The sequence below is a fragment of the Mycoplasma sp. P36-A1 genome, from assembly GCF_049478495.1.
Lineage (GTDB): Bacteria > Bacillota_I > Bacilli_A > JAJDGJ01 > JAJDGJ01 > P36-A1.
Genome location: NZ_CP168083.1, coordinates 754,532 through 772,883 on the forward strand (window position 1 = coordinate 754,532; position 18,352 = coordinate 772,883).

Consider the following 18,352-nt stretch of genomic DNA (forward strand, 5'->3'; position numbering starts at 1 on the left):
TCATATAAATGAGTGGCTTTTTCTAGAATAATTATTCAGCAGTCGTATCAACAAAAACACGAGTACCATATTCTTTATCTAACATATATAGACCAGCATCTTTTACTAATTCAATTTTACTAATCATATCATTAAAGTTTGCTTCTTCTTCAACTTGTTCATTAATAAACCAGTTCAAGAAATTAACAGTTGCAAAATCTTTAAATTCGACAGCTTTTTCCATCATGTAATTGATTCTTTCAGTAACTACTTGTTCATGAGCTAATGAAGTTTGAGCTGTTTCTAATAAATTATCATAATTTGTTGAAGGGCTTTCTTCCCAATTAGTAATAGTTGGTCTAAACCCTGAATCTAAAATATAATTCATAAATTTTTTAGCATGTGTTAATTCTTCTTGGTATTGGATATCATACCAGTTTCCAAAACCATTAAATCCTTCACTTTTTACATATCCAGCCATATCTAAATAAATATGAGCAGAATAAATTTCAAAATTCACTTGATTGTTTAATAAATCATACATTTCTTTTTTCATTTTCTACATCTCCTGTTGTTTAATTATTTCTTTTATTTTTTTAGTATTAGCAAAATGAACTTTTGCAACTTTACTAAGGATTTCAAACCCATAATCCTTTACAAGTTGTGCTCCCACTAAATCAACTTTAGAGGATGCACCCTTGGGAATTGTAATATTATAATCTTTTGATAATATATCCATTTGTTCTAAAAAGGCATTTCTAGCTAAAATAGAAGCTACAGCGACACCTAAATATTTACTTTCAGCTTTAGTTTCAAATATAATATCACATGTGACATTTTTAGAATTAACTAAATAAGAATAGTATGTTTTAGGCTGACAAAATTGATCTAAAACAACATCAACTTTCTTCCCAACTAATTTCATACATTGTCTAATACTGTAATTATGCATTTTAGCTTTAATCATATTAAGATTATTAGTTGGTTGTGTTTCATTGTATTTAGTATTATCTAATATATAAATATAATGAGGTACAATATTCTTAATCTCTTTGGCTAAAGCGATAATTTTTTCATCGGTATAGTTTTTAGAATCTCCAAGATTTAAATGAGCTATTGTTCTTGTAATTTCTCTATTTATGTATGCTGAACAAACGACTACAGGACCAAAATAATCTCCAGTACCAACTTCATCACTTCCAATATATTCTTCACTAGCTGTTTGTGGAAGTGGTTTATCAAATAAATTTTGTTTCTTTGTATCATGATTTTGTTGGTTAATCCACATATCAGCTTGAATTGCAGCATCCTTACCTTGAAACATTACTTTGTTTGAATTGTAAGCAATAACCTTAATATCTTGAGTTGAAATAACAAATTTAGAATGTGGAACATTATTGTTTTCATCTATATCACTTGCATAATACTGTCTAATCTGTTCTAATAACATATCATCTGCTTGAATAACTTTATTCATGACATCACCCCTAAGACAATTATAACACAATAGAATTCAGATATATAACATTTAAACAATAATACAAAGCTTTTACAACAGATTGTTTAAATGATAAATGATTATTTATAAATGTGCTTAGTTTATTACTAAAGGTGATAGTTATAATAATTATGGTATAATAATAGAGTAATTTTATTTTAGGGGGTATGTAAATGGTTGCAGATATTATTACATTAGTAGTGTTTTTACTACTATTGTTATATGGATATAAAAAAGGAATAGTAACAAGTTTAATTAATCTAGTATTCATCGTAGTTTACTTTTTGTTTTCAGAACAAGTTTTTAATAGTATAGTATCATTATTTAAAAATAATGATATGGTAAATAATATTGTTGATAATATTTTTTATAAGTATTTAGTAATTGCAGTAATAGGTATAATATTACTATCACTTATAAATTTAATAATAAGAAGCTTTTTAGATATTACTAAACTATCAGTTATTGATAAGTTATTTGGCCTAATTATTTATGGAGCAATAGCTTATACAATTGTATGTATTATTTCAATTATAGTAGTAGGTAGTTCTAACTTTATTGACTTTCAATGGGCTAAAGATAGCTACTTATACTCAGATCAATTTAACAGTTATAATATAATAAGGATGTGGTTTGGTGGATAAATTTTATGATAAATTAGAATTTAATGATGTATTAAAAAAAGTAAGTAATAAAGCGCATAGTAATTATGCAAAAGAAAAAATACTAAAAAATAATGTAATTACTGATTATGATATAGTAGTCAATAATTTGCATAAATGTGATGAAATAATGCAAATTATAACTTCATATGGTCCATTCTCATTAGATGGATTATATGATATTAATATTAGTGTTGAAAAGGCTGTTAAAGAACAAGTTCTAACACCAGATCAACTAATAGAAATTGCATCTTTAAATCAAGTAATTACTAATTTGAATAATTTTATCAAGCAATTTGATGATAAAGATAAGTATAAATACTTTGTTGAAAAGATTAAAGAATTAATAAATATAAAAGATTTAGCAATGATAATTGAAAGAAAAGTAGCACCATCAGGTTTATTATATGAAGATGCTTCAGAAAATTTAGTAAGAATCAATAAAGAGATTGATAGTATTAATCATAAGATAAGTAATTACTTAACAAAGTTTATTCATGATAATTCAATACATCTAATGGATAACATAGTTACATATCGAAATAATCGTGCTGTAGTAATGGTTAAGCAAGCAAGTAAAAACATTATTAAAGGTATCATTCATGATGAGTCAAGTTCAAAACAAACAGCGTTTGTAGAACCAAATCAAGTTGTTGAATATAATAATATTTTACAAAATTTAGAATATCAAAAAAATATCGAGGTTGAAATTATATTAAGAGAATTATCGCAAAAAGTTGCAGAACATAGTGAAGCTTTATTTTTTGATTTTGATATAATTATAGAGTTAGATATTGTTCTAGCTAAAGCTACATATACATTAGAAATAGATGGAATAATTCCTAAGATCAACAAGAATAGTGCTAAATTAGAAGTATATGAAGGAAGACATCCATTAATTGATAAAAACAAAGTAGTTGCAAATGATTTTTTCATTGCAAATAATGATACAAAATATCGAATTGTCCTAATTAGTGGATCAAATACTGGTGGTAAAACAGTAACTTTAAAAATGATTGGCCTTTTTTCATTAATGGCCCAATCTGGTATTGGAATAAGTGCAAAAGAAAATTCTAGTCTACCAATATACACTGATATATTTGTTGATATTGGTGATGAACAATCAATAGAAAGTTCATTATCTACTTTCTCAGCAAGGTTAAATAATGTTATTAAAATTACAGAGAATGTCACAAGAAATAGTTTAGTGTTATTTGATGAGCTAGGATCTGGAACAGACCCTAGAGAAGGTGAAAACTTAGCTTTAGCAGTATTAGAATATCTCTATCAAAAAGATGCTTCAGTTATTATTACAACTCATTATTCAAAATTGAAAAATTGGGCGATAACTAGTGATCATGTTAGAAGTGCAAGTGTAATGTTTGATGAAAAAACAAACAAACCTATGTACAAGTTATCATTTGATACTTTTGCAAGCTCTAATGCTTTTGAAATAGCTTTAAACTTAGGTTTAAATGCTAAAATAATTGAAAATGCAAGGAAGTTATATTCAGAAGACTTAAATACTTCAGATGAGTTATTATTGAAGTTAGAACAAACTCAACAAGAAACAAGAATTTTAAAAGAAGAATTAAATTCTAAAATTGATAACTATGAAAATAAAGTTATTAGAATTGAAAATGAGCGAAAAAAATTAGATAAAGATGTTGAAAAGATTATTGAACAAGCTAAATTAAAAGCAAATGATATTGTTGCAAATGCTGCAAATAAATCAGATAGAATTATTAAAGAGCTAAAAAAACAAGATAGTTTTGTTAACCATAAAGTAAATGAAATAACTAGACAATTTGATAATTTGTATGAAAAAAATGAAGTTAAAGAAGTTGATAATAATATTGTTTATGAAGTTGGAGATTTAGTTGAGTTAGTTTCTTTAAATAGACAAGGAACTATAATAAATGTTTTACCAAGAAATAATTATGAAATAAGTATTGGTAATATTAAGACTAAAGCTAAAAAAGCTGAAATTAGATTTGTTTCTAAAAATCAACAAAAGGCAGCAGAACGTAAAATTAAACAGAGAAGATATGTTAGTAAAAAAGTAAGTACTGAAGTTAACTTAATAGGATTAAGAGTAGAAGAAGCTTTAAGAATTTTAAACAAGTACTTAGATGATGCTTTATTAGCAAATGTAAAATCTGTAAGGGTAGTGCATGGTTTTGGAACGGGTGCTTTAAGAACAGGAGTTCATGAAGCCTTAAAGAAAAATAAAAATGTTAAAAATTATCATTTTGCAGAATATAATGAAGGTGGACAAGGTGCCACTATTGTGAATTTTAAGTAAGGTTAGTCCTTACTTTTTTTTATAAAAAAAACAAGTAGAAAACTACTTGTTAGATTTAAAATAATATATTTTTTGATTAGAACTACCAATAAATGGTATTTCTAAAGTTTTTAAGTTTTTATCAAAACGACCATCAACTAAAGCATCGATATACTCAAAAACTTCATCATATTTTTTATCAATAATTTGTTGTTTAGTATATCCAGTATAAATCCAAATATGGTATTCTTTAAAATATTTTACAAATTCTAATAATGCACTATATTGATCAAATGGTTCACCACCACTAACTGTAATTCTTTTTGCTAGTGGATTTTTACCTAAGTGTTCTTTTATTTGAGTTATAGTATAGTCAGTTCCAGTATTGAAAGAATGTGATTGTGGATTATGACAATCTTGACAATTATGATTGCATCCTTGAAAAAAGAAAACAGTTCTTAAACCTGGACCATCAACGATACTATCATCTATTATACCAGCAAGATTAAATTTTATGTTTGACACGGTTAGCTTCTTCTTCAAATTTAGCTTCATTGAATTGATCTAGTGTACCTACAAGATAACCTGTAATACGTCTAATTCTTTCAAATTTAACACTATCTTCTTCACGGTGACATTTAGGACAAGTATCATTAATAATACCTACATATCCACATACTGGGTCTCTATCTACAGGATGATTAATAGAACCATAGCCAATGTTTAATTCCTTCATTGCCTTAACTAAATCCATAAATGCTTCAAGGTTATTGCTAGGATTACCATCGACCTCTACATAACTTATATGACCAGCATTACATAAATCATGATAAGGTGCTTCTAGTCGCAACTTATCATAAGCTTTAATTTCAAAGCTTACTGGAATATGAAAACTGTTTGTATAATACTTTTTATCAGTAATACGATCAATAGAACCATATTTATTTCTATCAATTTTAGTAAACCTACCACTTAATCCTTCTGCAGGAGTTGCAATTAAAGAGTAGTTAAGACCAGTTTCTGCAGCTTTTTTATCTGCAATTTCTCTCATTGTAGAAACTATTTTTAACCCAAGTTCTTGTATTTGTTCACTTTCACCATGGTGTTGACCAGTCAAGGCAATTAATGCCTCAGCAAGTCCTATAAACCCAATAGACAATGTTCCATGTTTTAAAACTTCTTCAATTGTTTCTTCAGCATTTAAATTTTCACTTCCATGCCAAACTCCTTGACCCATTAAGAATGGGAAATTCTTTTTAGTTTTATTCTTAATTACATCAAAACGATCTAGTAGTTGATTACATACTTCATCACAATAGTAGTTTAATTTTTCAAAAAATTCATCATTACTATTTGATTCTAAAGCTAATCTTACTAAGTTAATAGAAGTAAAAGATAAGTTACCTCTACCAGCAACAGTTTCATTATTCTTATCAAAGTTATTAGATATTACTCTAGTACGGCATCCCATATAGGCAATTTCAGAATTAGGATCATTTGGATTATAATAAGGTTTATTAAAAGTAGCATCAATAAAAGAAAAATTAGGAAATAATCTTTTTGCAGAGCATTTTACAGCTAGTTCAAACAAATCATAATTAGGATCACTTTCATTGTAGTTAATACCTTCTTTTACTTTGAATATTTGAATAGGAAAAATAAAAGTTTCTCCATTTCCTAGACCTGCCATAGTAGCGTTCAATAAATTCTTCATAACCATTCTACCTTCTTGTGATACATCAGTTCCATAATTAATAGAACTAAATGGTACTTGTGCACCTGCTCGAGAGTGCATAGTGTTTAGATTATGCAAAAAAGCTTCCATAGATTGGTATGTTTTTCGATTTGTTTCTTTCCATGCATTATCATATGCAAATTTATTTGCTTCAATAGAGTCCATAACTTCAAGCTCAGCTTGCATATAATTATCAAAATTAGACAGTGAAACTTCAACAGTGTTATTTTCATAAAAATCCTCAAAACAAGAAATTTTGTCTGGACTCATTAGTGATAAGTATTTAAGGTAATTATTTTTATATATTTTTTTGAAAGTTTTCTTAACTCCAGGTGCCATAGCATAATCAAAAGTAGGAATGCTTTGCCCACCATGTTGATCATTTTGGTTTGATTGTATTGCAATTGCAGCTAAAGAGGCATAACTTGAAATGTCGTTAGGTTCACGTAAATGACCATGTCCAGTAGAAAATCCACCCTTAAAAAGTTTAAGTAAATCAATTTGAGTACATGTTGTAGTTAAAGAATAGAAATCCATATCATGAATATGTATATATCCTTGATCATGCATTAAAGTATGTTCTGGTTTAATAACACTTTGCTTATAAAATGTTTTAGATGCTTCACTACCATATCGTAACATAGTTGCCATAGGCGTATTTCCATCAATATTAGCATTTTCTCTTTTTAAATCACTATCACTTGCATCAGCAAAAGTTAATTCAGATAAGATTTGCATTAATTTAGAGTTTTTATCCCTAATTTCACTTCTTTTATTTCTATATAAAATAAATTTCTTAGCAGTATTTGCTAGATTAGATGATATCAATTCTTTTTCAATTAGATCCTGAATAATTTCAACATCCCAAACATCTAATAATTGCAAATCTTTATATACTCTATTATATATGTCTAATGAATTAAAATTTTCTGATGCTTCAATTTTAGCTTTTTCTATAGCATTAATAATTTTATTTGGATCAAATGCAGCGATTCGACCATCTCTTTTAGTTATTGCCTTCATATATCCACCTTACTTTCTATTTAAGAAATATAATCCCCTCACAGTTTGCTTATATTTCGCATGTTTTTATATTAAAAGTATGCTTTTAAGCATAAAAAATAGCAACTTATCGTTGCTTTACAAATACACTAGTGCATTTGTAAAACAGTCTTCTCTTAGAAAAACTATTCATAAATTATTAAACAAAGTATCTGACTTAATTTACAGTAGCTAAGAGGCTGTTATGGATTTACACCATATTCCTTTTTTTAATAACTTTTAATATATGTTTTAATATTAATATTAAAACATATTATCCAACCTTTGACAATAATTATTAATGACACACTGAATAAAAAAAGGTGATTAACATCATAGCTAACGCTTAATTTTACATTGTAAATATTTTAAATAAATTTGAATATTTTAAAAAAATAAGATAAAATAAAGTTGAAAAAACACTTAATTATTAGTTAATAGATTTTAAACAATGTTTTTTTATATCAAAGCAAGCAATTAGATTGTTTATTAGATTAAAACATGTAATAATTAAAACATATCAAAATAGGAGGAAGTTCAAATGGCTAATTTAACAAAATTAACAAGTGAAAATTTTAATAATGAAATCGCAGAAGGTATTACTCTAGTAGACTTTTATGCAGATTGGTGTGGACCATGTAAAATGATTGCACCATATATTGAAGAAGTTTCTAATGAAGCAACTGGATTTAAAGTTGCGAAATTAAATGTAGATGAAGTTTCTGATGTTGCAATTAAATACAATGTTCAATCAATTCCAACTTTAATAGTTTTTAAAGATGGAGAAGCAGTAAATACTAAAATGGGATTTATGACTAAAGATCAAATTTTAGAGTTAGTAGATTCAGCTAAATAATAAATGAAAAAACTTGCAAAAGAGTTTTCAGAATTTCTTAAACAAGGGAATTTAATCCAAATTGCAACTGGATTATTATTAGCTTCATCTTTTAATGCTTTAGTTACATCTTTTAGTAATTCATTTATAATGCCAATTATTAATAAATTACTAGGTTTTGTGCAAGGTGAAGATAGTTTCTTTGAGATTGCAGGAATGAAGTTTCCATATGGAGTGTTTGTTTCAGCATTAATCTCATTCATTATTATTGGTTTAGTATTGTTTGCAATTGTAAAAGCATATAACAAATATTTAGTAAAAGAAAAAGAAGATCTTGCTTCAAGCGAGAATGAATTAAGTGTTTTACAAGATATCAAACAATTATTAGAAGAAAAGAATAAATAGTAAGCAAGTACATCTAATTTAGATGTACTTTTTTTAACAAATACAATACTTTAGCTTAATATATTAAAAAAAATACTCTAAAATATTTTTATAGTGTCAACTTTTCATTGTGGTATTGTATTTTAACTATTAATTAGAATTTGTGCATATTTTATCTAAAAATATTGCATAAATATAACTATACACTTTGTATAGTAAGACATTCTTTAATATTATAGGTAGCGTATAAATTGTAATATCAATAAATAAATATTATTAAAACCGGTTTAAAAATAATTTAGCTGTTTATGTGAAAAAAATAATACTTGCAACCTGTTCATTAAATGATATAATGAAGCTATAAAATTTATAAATAGGGGGAAGTAAAAATGGATTTCACAAAGTATCCAGCGGAACCATACCGCGTAAAAGTAGTTGAAACACCAAATATGTTAGAAAGGTCTGAAAGAGAAAAAGCAATTGTTGAAGCAGGGTATAATACATTCTTATTAAATTCAAAAGATTGTTATATCGATTTATTAACTGATAGTGGGACACTGCTATGTCTGATAAACAATGGGCAGGAATGATGTTAGGTGATGAAGCCTATGCAGGTTCGGCAAACTGGCATTCTTTAGAAGCAACAGTAAAAGAGTTCTACGGATTTAAGCATGTTGTACCAACACACCAAGGCCGTGGAGCAGAGAATATCTTATCTAAGCTTATGATTAAAGAAGGACAGTATGTTCCTGGAAACATGTATTTTACAACAACTAGATACCATCAAGAAGCTAATGGTGCTAACTTTAGGGATATAATTATTGATGAAGCGCATGATTCTACAATAAATTTACCTTTTAAAGGGAATATCTCTTTAGAGAAGTTACAAAATTTAATTGATGAAGTTGGAGCAGAAAATATACCTTATATTTGTCTAGCTGTTACAGTAAATCTAGCTGGTGGACAACCAGTATCAATGGAGAATATGAAAGCAGTAAAAGAAATTGCTGATAAAAATGCAATCAAAGTATTTTATGATGCAACTAGATGTGTGGAAAATGCTTATTTCATCAAAGAAAGAGAAGCAGGATATGCTGATAAAACTATTGCAGAAATACTATTAGAAATGATGTCATATGCAGATGGTTGTACTATGAGTGGTAAAAAGGACTGTCTAGTTAATATCGGTGGATTCTTATGTATGAATGATGATAGTCTTTATACTAAGGCTAGAGAAATGGTAGTTGTATTTGAAGGTATGCCTTCATATGGAGGCTTAGCAGGTAGAGATATGGAAGCGATGGCTCAAGGGATTAAAGAGTCTGTTGACTTTAATTATATTCATCATCGCATCAAGCAAGTTCAGTATTTAGGTGATAGATTAAAAGAAGCCGGAGTACCTATTGTAGAACCAATTGGAGGGCATGCGGTATTCTTAGATGCAAAAAGATTTTTGCCACACCTAAGTCAAGATCAACTTCCAGCACAAACACTAGCAGCCGCATTGTATGTTGAAGCAGGGGTTAGATCTATGGAAAGAGGAATAGTATCTGCAGGAAGAAATAAAGATACTAATGATCACCATCGTCCAAAACTAGAATTAGTAAGACTGACTATACCTCGTCGTGTATATACTTATGCACACATGGAAGTAGTTGCACAAGGTGTCATAGAACTGTTTAAAAAACGTGATTCAATTCAAGGATTAGAGTTTGTTTATGAACCACCAATGCTTAGATTTTTCAATGCAAGATTTGAACCAATAAATAAATAATAAAGAGTACTAACATACAATTATCTATAATCTAATAAAAAAGAAGAAAGTTTTCTTAGTTAAGAGAAAACCTTCTTCTTTTTAGTGTTAATGTAATTCAAAATAGTTTTAAAAAGATATACATCATTATATATCCGATAAGAATATAAAAAGTGGTTTTAATATTTGATTATATAATCAAGTATTAAAACCACTATAGATAGTTAAATAGCTTATTCTGTTGTAGTAGAACCTTGAGACATCATTTGTTGATAATACTCAATGTAACTTTTTGCATAATCTCTTAATTGTGTTGGAGTGCTTACACCTTCAATACCTAAGCTTGCAACAAATTTATCATTTAGCTCAGGAAGTTTGTAAACATCTTTAATTTTAACTGTAAATACTGCTTCTTTTCCTTGTAATTCAGTTGAAGCATAATCTGCAGGGAAATTAACTTTTACTTCTACAGTTTCACCTTTTTTATGATTAACTAATTGATCTTCAAAGTTATCAATAAATGAATTAGAACCAATTTCTAATCTAGCACCTTCAGCACTTCCACCATCAAAGGCAACATTGTCAATTTTACCATCATAATCAATTAAGACAACATCTCCTTTTTCAATATTACCATTTTTTTGTTCTGTTGCTGATTGAACACGTAGATTATGTACTAACTTATCAGCCTCAACGCCCATTTGATGCTTATCATATTGATTTAATGCAAAAGCTGCTGCTATTAACACAATGAATATTCCTCCAAGACTCATTAATACATATTGAAGTATTTTACCCTTAGTAAGTTTTTTCTTTTCTTTTAGAACAACTTCATCTTTTCTTTCATCAACTAATTCATTTTCATTTTCATTGTTAACATTTTCATCAATAATTAAATTATTATCATTAATCGTTTTTTCAACATCTTCAACTTTAATTTCTTCATTATTTTTTTCAATGTAAACATCTTGAACTACAGATTCATTATCTTCATTTACATCTTTTTCATCAATAATTGTTGTATCAATAACATCATCTTCTAATTGATCTTCATCATTAGATATTTCTGAAGCATCTATCACTTTATCATCATCTTCAACAATCTCAGCATCAATAATTTCAGCATCAATACTTTCATCATTGTTATCATTTTTTAAATCTTTTGTTGAATCTTCAACTACTACTTCAGCATCTTCAATAATTTCTATATTATCGTTATCAATAACTTCTTCACTTTTAATGTTTGTTTCATTATCATTAATATTATCTATCTCTTTATTATCCATAAAATTCTCCTTTTTTATAATATTATCATTATATCAAATTATAGTGTTTACTAAAACTATAACATGTATATTTATAGTGGTTTTATATTTATAGTTGTGATGTTTTAGTGATTTTTACTTTTTTACAACTAGATATGTGACAAGGTGTATTTATGTCAAAAGTATTTCCATCAAATTGAGCAAGCAACTTTTTATTGTCTATAATTTCAAATTCAGATATTTTTTCTGAATGAAAATATTTTTTTAGACGGTGCACTTGTCCAAGTCTTACAAAGAGTAAAATCAAAATAACAGTAAAACGATTAATATTATTAGCAACAGCAAAATCTATTTTACTATCAGTAATATCAGCATCTTTAGTTATTTTAAAACCACCACCAAAGTATGGTCCATTTTGTAGTGAACATAACCAAACTTTATTAAAAGTCTTGACTTTACCATCATATTTTACAGTAATATCAAAAGGCTTATATTCCATTACACCTTTAAAAGATTCTACTAAATAAGATAATCTTGATTTACTTTTTAAGTTATTCACTTTTTTACAAACCAATGCATCAAAACCAAGTCCCATACCATTTATAAAAGAATGGCTTTGTTGATCACTTGTTGTAACCTTATATACATATGGGTATTTATCCTTTAATGTTTGGGCAAAGTCATTAGCACTACCCAAAGGATAATACTTAATCTCATTATTTAGTAAAGAAGGATACATATCTATAAAGTGTTGAAGTGTTCCATCTCCTCCTAGTAAATATAAAATATCTTCTTTTTTCACTATATCTAATAGTTTATTCATTTCAGTCTCATTATTTAAAGCATATTTTTGACTGTAATTTTTTTTCTTTATTAAAGTACCTGCATTTACTGATTTTGCAAGCGGGTTGTATATATAATATATCATGTATTTATCACCATAGATATATTATCATATCTAGTGAAATTATATTGTATTTATATCTTGTTTTGTACTTAAATTAATCTATTTTTAACTGGATATTGACATTTTGTGTATACTAGCACTCTATTGTTGACATTGCTATTATGTCAATATATAATAACTTTAGCATTCAGAAATAGTGAGTGCTAAAGGGGTGATGATATAGTGCTAACATCTCGACAAATTGATATTTTAAAAGTTATAATAAGTGATTTTATTGATCAAGCTACACCAGTTGGTTCGCAAAAGCTTAAAATAACACATGAACTACCTTATTCGACTGCAACTATTAGAAATGAAATGGCAACACTTGAAGATATGGGTCTTTTAAAGAAAACACATACCTCAAGCGGAAGAGTTCCATCTAATCTTGGATATCGATATTATGTAGACTATCTTTTAGATGAACATGATATTGATGAGACAACAAAAGCTAAGCTTGAAGCAGTATTTAACAATCGAAAGTTAGAAATTGAAGAAGTAGTAAAACAATCTACTAAACTTATTGCCGATATGACTAGTTACACATCAATTGCTCTTGGAAGTGATGTCCATGAAGAATTACTTGAAAAAATTCAGGTTGTTCCAATATCAAATGAAAGTATTGTTATTGTGATAGTTACTAAATCAGGTAGAGTCCAAAGTAAAATATTTAATATCGATTCTGAATTAGATGTAGAGGATCTACAAAGATGCGTAGAACTAATGAATAAATTATTAGCAGGTCAAAAAATGAGTGAAGTAATTACAAGAGTAAATGCAGACATTAAAGACTTATTAGGTAAACACATGATAAGCTATGAATATTTAATGGATGCTTTAAAATCGGCACTAATGAAATTTTCACAAGAATATATATTTGTTAGTGGTAAGAATAATATAATTAATCAACCAGATTTTGATGATATAAATAAAATTAAATCGCTAATAAATATTATGGAAGATGATTTCTTTTTTGATTATTTAGTCAGTTCAAGAGCTCAACCTTCAGTAATGATAGGTAAAGAAAATGATGTTTTTGAAGTAGATGATGTTACAGTTGTAACGACAAATTATCAACTTACAGAAACAGAAAAAGGTGTTATTGCAATAATAGGACCAACACGTATGGATTATGATAAAGTTATTAATTTATTAGATTATGTATCTAATAAAATAACACAATTATTAAATGAAAAAAAGAGGTGACAAGTAATGAATAAAGAAAATATGGAAAAAGAAAATACTTGTGAAAATGATGCAAGTGAAGAAGTTATTTTAAATGAAGAAAATACAAATGAAGAAAATGCTGATGCTTCAACAGAAACATTAACTGAAGAAGCAAAGTTACAAATAGAAATGGCAGGTCTAATAACTAAAGTTCAAGAATTAGAAAATAATGTTGCTAGAGCTTATGCAGATGCTCAAAACTATGAAAGAAGAGCAAAGATAGATGCAGATAATCAAGTTGTAAAAAAAGTAACAGGTATTGTTGAAAAAATACTACCTGCACTTGATAACTTTGAAAGAGCTTTAAAGGTAGATTCAGAAGATGAAACTTTAAACAATTTCTTAAAAGGATTTGATATGATTTATCAACAATTATATTCTGCCTTAGAAGAAGAAGGAATTAAACAAATTGATGCTATTGATAAACCATTTGATTCTGAATACCACCAAGCAGTGATGAGTGTTGCAGTTGATGGTGTTGAATCAGGTTTAGTAATTGAAGAATTACAAAAAGGATATACTTTTAAAAATAAAGTATTAAGACATACATTAGTAAAAGTTAGTGAATAATAAATTAAAAAATAAAGGAGATTTTAATATGAGTAAAGTAATTGGTATTGACTTAGGTACAACAAATTCATGTATTGCAGTAATGGAAAATGGGGAAGCAAAAGTAATTCCTAATCCAGAAGGAAATAGAACAACACCATCAGTTGTTGCTTTTAAAAATGGTGAAAGAATAGTTGGGGAAGCAGCAAAACGTCAAGCTGCAACAAACAAAGATACTATTTCATCAATAAAAAGACATATGGGAACAAATTTCAAAGCAGAAGCTGAAGGTAAAGAATATACACCTCAAGAAGTTTCAGCATTCATTTTACAAACATTAAAAGGATATGCAGAAGAGTATTTAGGTGAAAAAGTTACTAAAGCAGTAATTACAGTTCCAGCATACTTTAATGATGCACAAAGACAAGCAACAAAAGATGCTGGTCGTATTGCAGGATTAGAAGTAGAAAGAATTATCAATGAACCAACTGCTGCAGCTTTAGCATTTGGTATAGATAAAACAGAAAAAGAAGAAAAAGTATTAGTATTTGACTTAGGTGGAGGAACATTTGATGTTTCTGTACTAGAACTTGCTGATGGTACATTTGAAGTATTATCAACATCAGGAGATAACATGTTAGGTGGAGATGACTTTGATAATAAAGTAGTAAACTATTTAGCAGATGAGTTTAAAAAAGATGTTGGTGTTGACTTAAGAAACGATAGATCAGCAATGCAAAGACTTAAAGAAGCAGCTGAAAAAGCTAAAAAAGAATTATCAGGTTTAGCTCAAACACAAATTTCATTACCATTTATTACTGCAACAGAAGCAGGACCACAACACTTGGAAATAACATTGACTAGAGCTAAATTTAATGAATTAACTAGTGATTTAGTTGCAAGAACAGTTCAACCAGTAAAACAAGCTTTAAAAGATGCTAATTTAAATGCAAGTGAAATTGATCAAGTACTTTTAGTTGGTGGTTCAACAAGAATACCAGCAGTTCAAGATGAAGTTAAAAAATTATTACAAAAAGAACCAAATAAATCAGTAAACCCTGATGAAGTAGTAGCAATGGGTGCTGCAATTCAAGGTGGAGTTATTGCAGGGGATGTAAAAGATGTTTTATTACTAGATGTTACACCACTTTCATTAGGTATTGAAACAATGGGAGCTGTAATGACTAAACTGATTGATAGAAATACAACAATTCCAACATCTAAATCACAAGTATTCTCAACAGCAGTTGATAATCAACCAGCAGTAGATATTCACGTATTACAAGGTGAAAGACCAATGGCTACTGATAATAAGACATTAGGTAGATTCCAACTAGCAGACATTCCAGCTGCACCAAGAGGAGTTCCTCAAATTGAAGTAACATTCTCAATTGATGTTAATGGTATTGTTTCTGTTAAAGCTAAAGATTTAGGAACTAATAAAGAACAATCAATTACAATTACATCTGATCATGGTTTAAGTGAAGCTGATATTGAAAAAATGGTTCAAGATGCTGAAATGCACAAAGCAGAAGATGAAAAAAGAAAAGAAGAAATAGAAACAAAAAATAAAGCAGAACAAATGATTTATCAAATTGATAAAACAATTGAAGATGCTGGTGATAAAGTTGATAATGCTCAAAAAGAACAAGTTAATGAATTAAAAGCAGATCTACAAAAATCATTAGATGAAAATGATATTGAAGGTTTAAAAACAAAAATGGATAACTTAGAAAAAATGATGCATGAAATGGCTGGTCAAATGTATTCACAACCTGATCAATCTGAAGCTTCAGCTCAACCTGAAGAAGAAAAAATTCAAGATGATGTAGTAGATGCTGACTTTGAAGAAAAAAAATAATTTAAGATAGCGGGTGGACTCATGGCCAAAAGAGATTACTATGAAGTATTAGGTATCAGCAAAAATGCTGATGCTTCAGAAATAAAAAAAGCTTATCGTAAGATGGCAAAAAAATATCATCCGGACGCAAATGATAGTCCAGATGCAGAAGAAAAGTTTAAAGAAATACAAGAAGCCTACGAAGTCTTAGGTGATGAACAAAAACGTGAAACATATGATCAATACGGTCATTCTGCTTTTGATCAAAACGGTAACCAAGGTGGTTTTGGTGGCTTTTCAGGACAAGGATTTGGATTTGATGATCTATCAGATATTTTTGGATCATTCTTTGGTGGAGGTTTTGGTTCAAGATCAAGTCAATCCTCTGCAAGTAGACCATCACAAGGTGAAAATAAATTTGTAGTTTTAACAATTGATTTTCTTGAAGCCGTACATGGAACAAATAAAGAAATTGAAATTAGTTTTGATGAAGAATGTCCTCATTGTCATGGTAGTGGTGCAGAAACTCCAGAAGATATTACAACATGTCATACATGTCATGGTAGTGGAGTAGTTCAAGAACAAGTAAGAACTGCCTTTGGAACAATGCTGAATCAAAAAGTATGTCCAACATGTCATGGAACTGGAAAAGAAATTAAGAATAAATGTCATGTTTGTCATGGTTCTGGAAGTCTTACTAAGAAGATTAAAGTTGAAATTAAAGTTCCAGCTGGAATTAATAGTGGTCAACAACTAAGAGTTGCAGGTAAGGGTGAAAGAGGACAAAATGGTGGACCTTATGGTGATTTATACGTAGAGATCAACATTAGAAAACATGATATGTTTACTAGAGATGGAAAAGATATCTATTTAACAATTCCAATTTCATTTGCTGATGCAGCTCTAGGTACCAAAGTAGATGTACCAACAGTGCATGGTGATGTAGAATTTACTATACCTGAAGGAACACAACCTAAGACAAAATTTAGGTTGAAAAATAAAGGTGTCAAAGATATTAGAGGAAACAGTTATGGACATCAATATGTAACAGTAGATGTTGTAACACCAACTAAACTATCTAAAGAAGAAAAAGATTTAATTAGACAGTTGAAAGATTTAGAATCAAATAAAGGTGGATCACTATTCGATAAATTCATCAAAAAATTCAAAAATTAGTTAAAGAAGGAAATTGTAAAATTTCCTTCTTTTTTTTTGTAATAAAAAAGGGCTTTTTAGAAATACAGGCATATCACTAATTGAGGTGATAAAAATGAATTACTATTTACTAACAGTATTAATAATAATGTCAATAAATGATTATTATAAATTAGAAGTTTCAAATATTCTAATGTTAGCTTTGATTCCATTAATAAACTTGAAAATTGAAGTTTTTATATTTTTCATGTTATTACTAATTGCTTTTCCATATATATCAAATTATATTGGAGGAGCTGATTTAAAAATTGGTTTAATAATGTATTCAATACTTGAATTAAATCAATTCATTAACTGGCTTTTAATTTCAACTTTTGTTGCATTGATGTTATTAGTTTTATTAAAAAAGAAACAAATATATATGTTTCCATTTTTTACGATAGGATATGTGCTCACATGTCAATTAATATGAAAATGCTTCCTAAAGTGTTACAACCAAGAGAAAAAGTTATTTTAGAAGGCATAAATTCTCTTACAGATGCTGAATTGTTGTCACTAATTTTAAGAACAGGATATAAAGGAAACAATGCTATTATTTTAGCAAATGAAATCTTACAACATATTGGTGGAATTCAAAATATAGGAAGTTATAATATAGAACAATTAAAAAAATTTAAAGGAGTAGGTAATTCTAAAGCTACTGAAATTATGGTTATAGTAGAATTACAAAAAAGAGTAATAGCAGGAAAGATAAAAGACTATACATATTTAAATAATCCTAAGCAAATATTTAATTTATATCAAGCAAGATTTATCGAAGAAATGCAAGAAAAATTTATTGTAATAGCATTAAATACTAAAAATGCATTGATAAGTGAACAAATATTATTTGTTGGAACTATCAATAAATCTTTAATACATCCAAGAGAGATTCTAGGCTTTTTAGTAGAAAATAAAGCAGCGAGTTTTATATGTCTTCACAACCATCCATCAGGTGATGTTATTCCTAGTCTAGAAGATATAGAAGTTACAAATAAATTAATAGAGTTAGGAAATTTAATAGGTATACCATTATTAGATCATATAATCATTGGGAAAAAAGAATACTACAGTTTTAAAAGTGAAATTGAAATATAAAACAATATCATTCCTCATTAAAACTAAAATTATTTTAACCATATTGATGCATATTTGTTGTA

The 18,352-nt window shown here is 28.0% G+C and carries 17 protein-coding genes; 11 read left to right on the forward strand and 6 right to left on the reverse strand.

Annotated features, from left to right (window positions below):
* Positions 1 to 31: 31 nt before the first annotated feature.
* Both ACD762_RS03510 and rnhC read right to left on the reverse strand, forming a co-directional pair.
* On the reverse strand, positions 32 to 535 hold the full coding sequence (locus tag ACD762_RS03510; RefSeq protein WP_423364478.1) for a ferritin: 504 nt from the start codon (positions 533 to 535) through the stop codon (positions 32 to 34).
* A 3-nt stretch (positions 536 to 538) separates the two neighbouring features.
* Positions 539 to 1,456: a ribonuclease HIII gene (gene rnhC, locus ACD762_RS03515; RefSeq protein ID WP_423364479.1), complete on the reverse strand. Its 918-nt coding sequence runs from the start codon at positions 1,454 to 1,456 to the stop codon at positions 539 to 541.
* 194 nt (positions 1,457 to 1,650) lie between these two features.
* Between rnhC and ACD762_RS03520 the strand changes: the two genes are divergently transcribed.
* Positions 1,651 to 2,121: a CvpA family protein gene (locus ACD762_RS03520; protein ID WP_423364480.1), complete on the forward strand. Its 471-nt coding sequence runs from the start codon at positions 1,651 to 1,653 to the stop codon at positions 2,119 to 2,121.
* Complete coding sequence (locus ACD762_RS03525; protein ID WP_423364481.1) at positions 2,114 to 4,444, forward strand: endonuclease MutS2; 2,331 nt, start codon at positions 2,114 to 2,116, stop codon at positions 4,442 to 4,444. The genes ACD762_RS03520 and ACD762_RS03525 overlap by 8 nt, the downstream gene beginning before the upstream one ends.
* A 42-nt stretch (positions 4,445 to 4,486) precedes the next feature.
* Here ACD762_RS03525 and nrdG read toward each other — a convergent pair whose 3' ends face one another.
* Together nrdG and ACD762_RS03535 are read right to left on the reverse strand one after the other, a co-directional pair.
* A complete protein-coding gene (gene nrdG / locus ACD762_RS03530; protein ID WP_423364482.1) occupies positions 4,487 to 4,948 on the reverse strand; it encodes an anaerobic ribonucleoside-triphosphate reductase activating protein in 462 nt (153 codons plus the stop codon).
* Positions 4,929 to 7,181, reverse strand: a complete 2,253-nt coding sequence (locus tag ACD762_RS03535; protein WP_423364483.1) for an anaerobic ribonucleoside triphosphate reductase — start codon at positions 7,179 to 7,181, stop codon at positions 4,929 to 4,931. Before ACD762_RS03535 ends, nrdG begins: the two co-directional genes overlap by 20 nt.
* Before the next feature lie 559 nt (positions 7,182 to 7,740).
* Here ACD762_RS03535 and trxA point away from each other — a divergent pair.
* From trxA to ACD762_RS03555, 4 genes are all read left to right on the forward strand, one after another.
* Positions 7,741 to 8,055 carry a thioredoxin gene (gene trxA / locus ACD762_RS03540; RefSeq protein WP_423364484.1) on the forward strand — a complete coding sequence of 105 codons (315 nt, stop codon included), beginning with the start codon at positions 7,741 to 7,743 and terminating at the stop codon, positions 8,053 to 8,055.
* A gap of 3 nt (positions 8,056 to 8,058) precedes the next feature.
* Positions 8,059 to 8,439 carry an MscL family protein gene (locus ACD762_RS03545; protein ID WP_423364485.1) on the forward strand — a complete coding sequence of 127 codons (381 nt, stop codon included), beginning with the start codon at positions 8,059 to 8,061 and terminating at the stop codon, positions 8,437 to 8,439.
* Between the two features lie 368 nt (positions 8,440 to 8,807).
* Positions 8,808 to 9,014 carry a hypothetical protein gene (locus tag ACD762_RS03550; protein ID WP_423364486.1) on the forward strand — a complete coding sequence of 69 codons (207 nt, stop codon included), beginning with the start codon at positions 8,808 to 8,810 and terminating at the stop codon, positions 9,012 to 9,014.
* On the forward strand, positions 8,981 to 10,192 hold the full coding sequence (locus ACD762_RS03555; protein WP_423364487.1) for a tyrosine phenol-lyase: 1,212 nt from the start codon (positions 8,981 to 8,983) through the stop codon (positions 10,190 to 10,192). The genes ACD762_RS03550 and ACD762_RS03555 overlap by 34 nt, the downstream gene beginning before the upstream one ends.
* A gap of 212 nt (positions 10,193 to 10,404) precedes the next feature.
* On the opposite strand, the gene ACD762_RS03560 is transcribed toward ACD762_RS03555, so the two are convergent.
* Positions 10,405 to 11,457 carry an FKBP-type peptidyl-prolyl cis-trans isomerase gene (locus tag ACD762_RS03560; RefSeq protein WP_423364488.1) on the reverse strand — a complete coding sequence of 351 codons (1,053 nt, stop codon included), beginning with the start codon at positions 11,455 to 11,457 and terminating at the stop codon, positions 10,405 to 10,407.
* 88 nt (positions 11,458 to 11,545) lie between these two features.
* Positions 11,546 to 12,364: a diacylglycerol/lipid kinase family protein gene (locus ACD762_RS03565; RefSeq protein ID WP_423364489.1), complete on the reverse strand. Its 819-nt coding sequence runs from the start codon at positions 12,362 to 12,364 to the stop codon at positions 11,546 to 11,548.
* 201 nt (positions 12,365 to 12,565) lie between these two features.
* On the opposite strand from ACD762_RS03565, the gene hrcA reads away from it, so the two are divergent.
* From hrcA to radC, 5 genes are all read left to right on the forward strand, one after another.
* Positions 12,566 to 14,179 (forward strand): heat-inducible transcriptional repressor HrcA, encoded by a 1,614-nt coding sequence (gene hrcA / locus ACD762_RS03570; protein ID WP_423364490.1) that lies wholly within the window; start codon positions 12,566 to 12,568, stop codon positions 14,177 to 14,179.
* 28 nt (positions 14,180 to 14,207) lie between these two features.
* Positions 14,208 to 16,019 (forward strand): molecular chaperone DnaK, encoded by a 1,812-nt coding sequence (gene dnaK, locus ACD762_RS03575; protein ID WP_423364491.1) that lies wholly within the window; start codon positions 14,208 to 14,210, stop codon positions 16,017 to 16,019.
* A 21-nt stretch (positions 16,020 to 16,040) separates the two neighbouring features.
* Positions 16,041 to 17,174, forward strand: coding sequence for a molecular chaperone DnaJ (gene dnaJ / locus ACD762_RS03580; RefSeq protein WP_423364492.1), 1,134 nt, complete (start codon positions 16,041 to 16,043; stop codon positions 17,172 to 17,174).
* Between the two features lie 94 nt (positions 17,175 to 17,268).
* Entirely contained in the window at positions 17,269 to 17,670 is a 402-nt protein-coding gene (locus ACD762_RS03585) for a hypothetical protein (RefSeq protein ID WP_423364493.1), read from the forward strand.
* A complete protein-coding gene (gene radC, locus ACD762_RS03590) occupies positions 17,610 to 18,290 on the forward strand; it encodes a RadC family protein (protein WP_423364494.1) in 681 nt (226 codons plus the stop codon). Before ACD762_RS03585 ends, radC begins: the two co-directional genes overlap by 61 nt.
* Positions 18,291 to 18,352 lie beyond the last annotated feature (62 nt).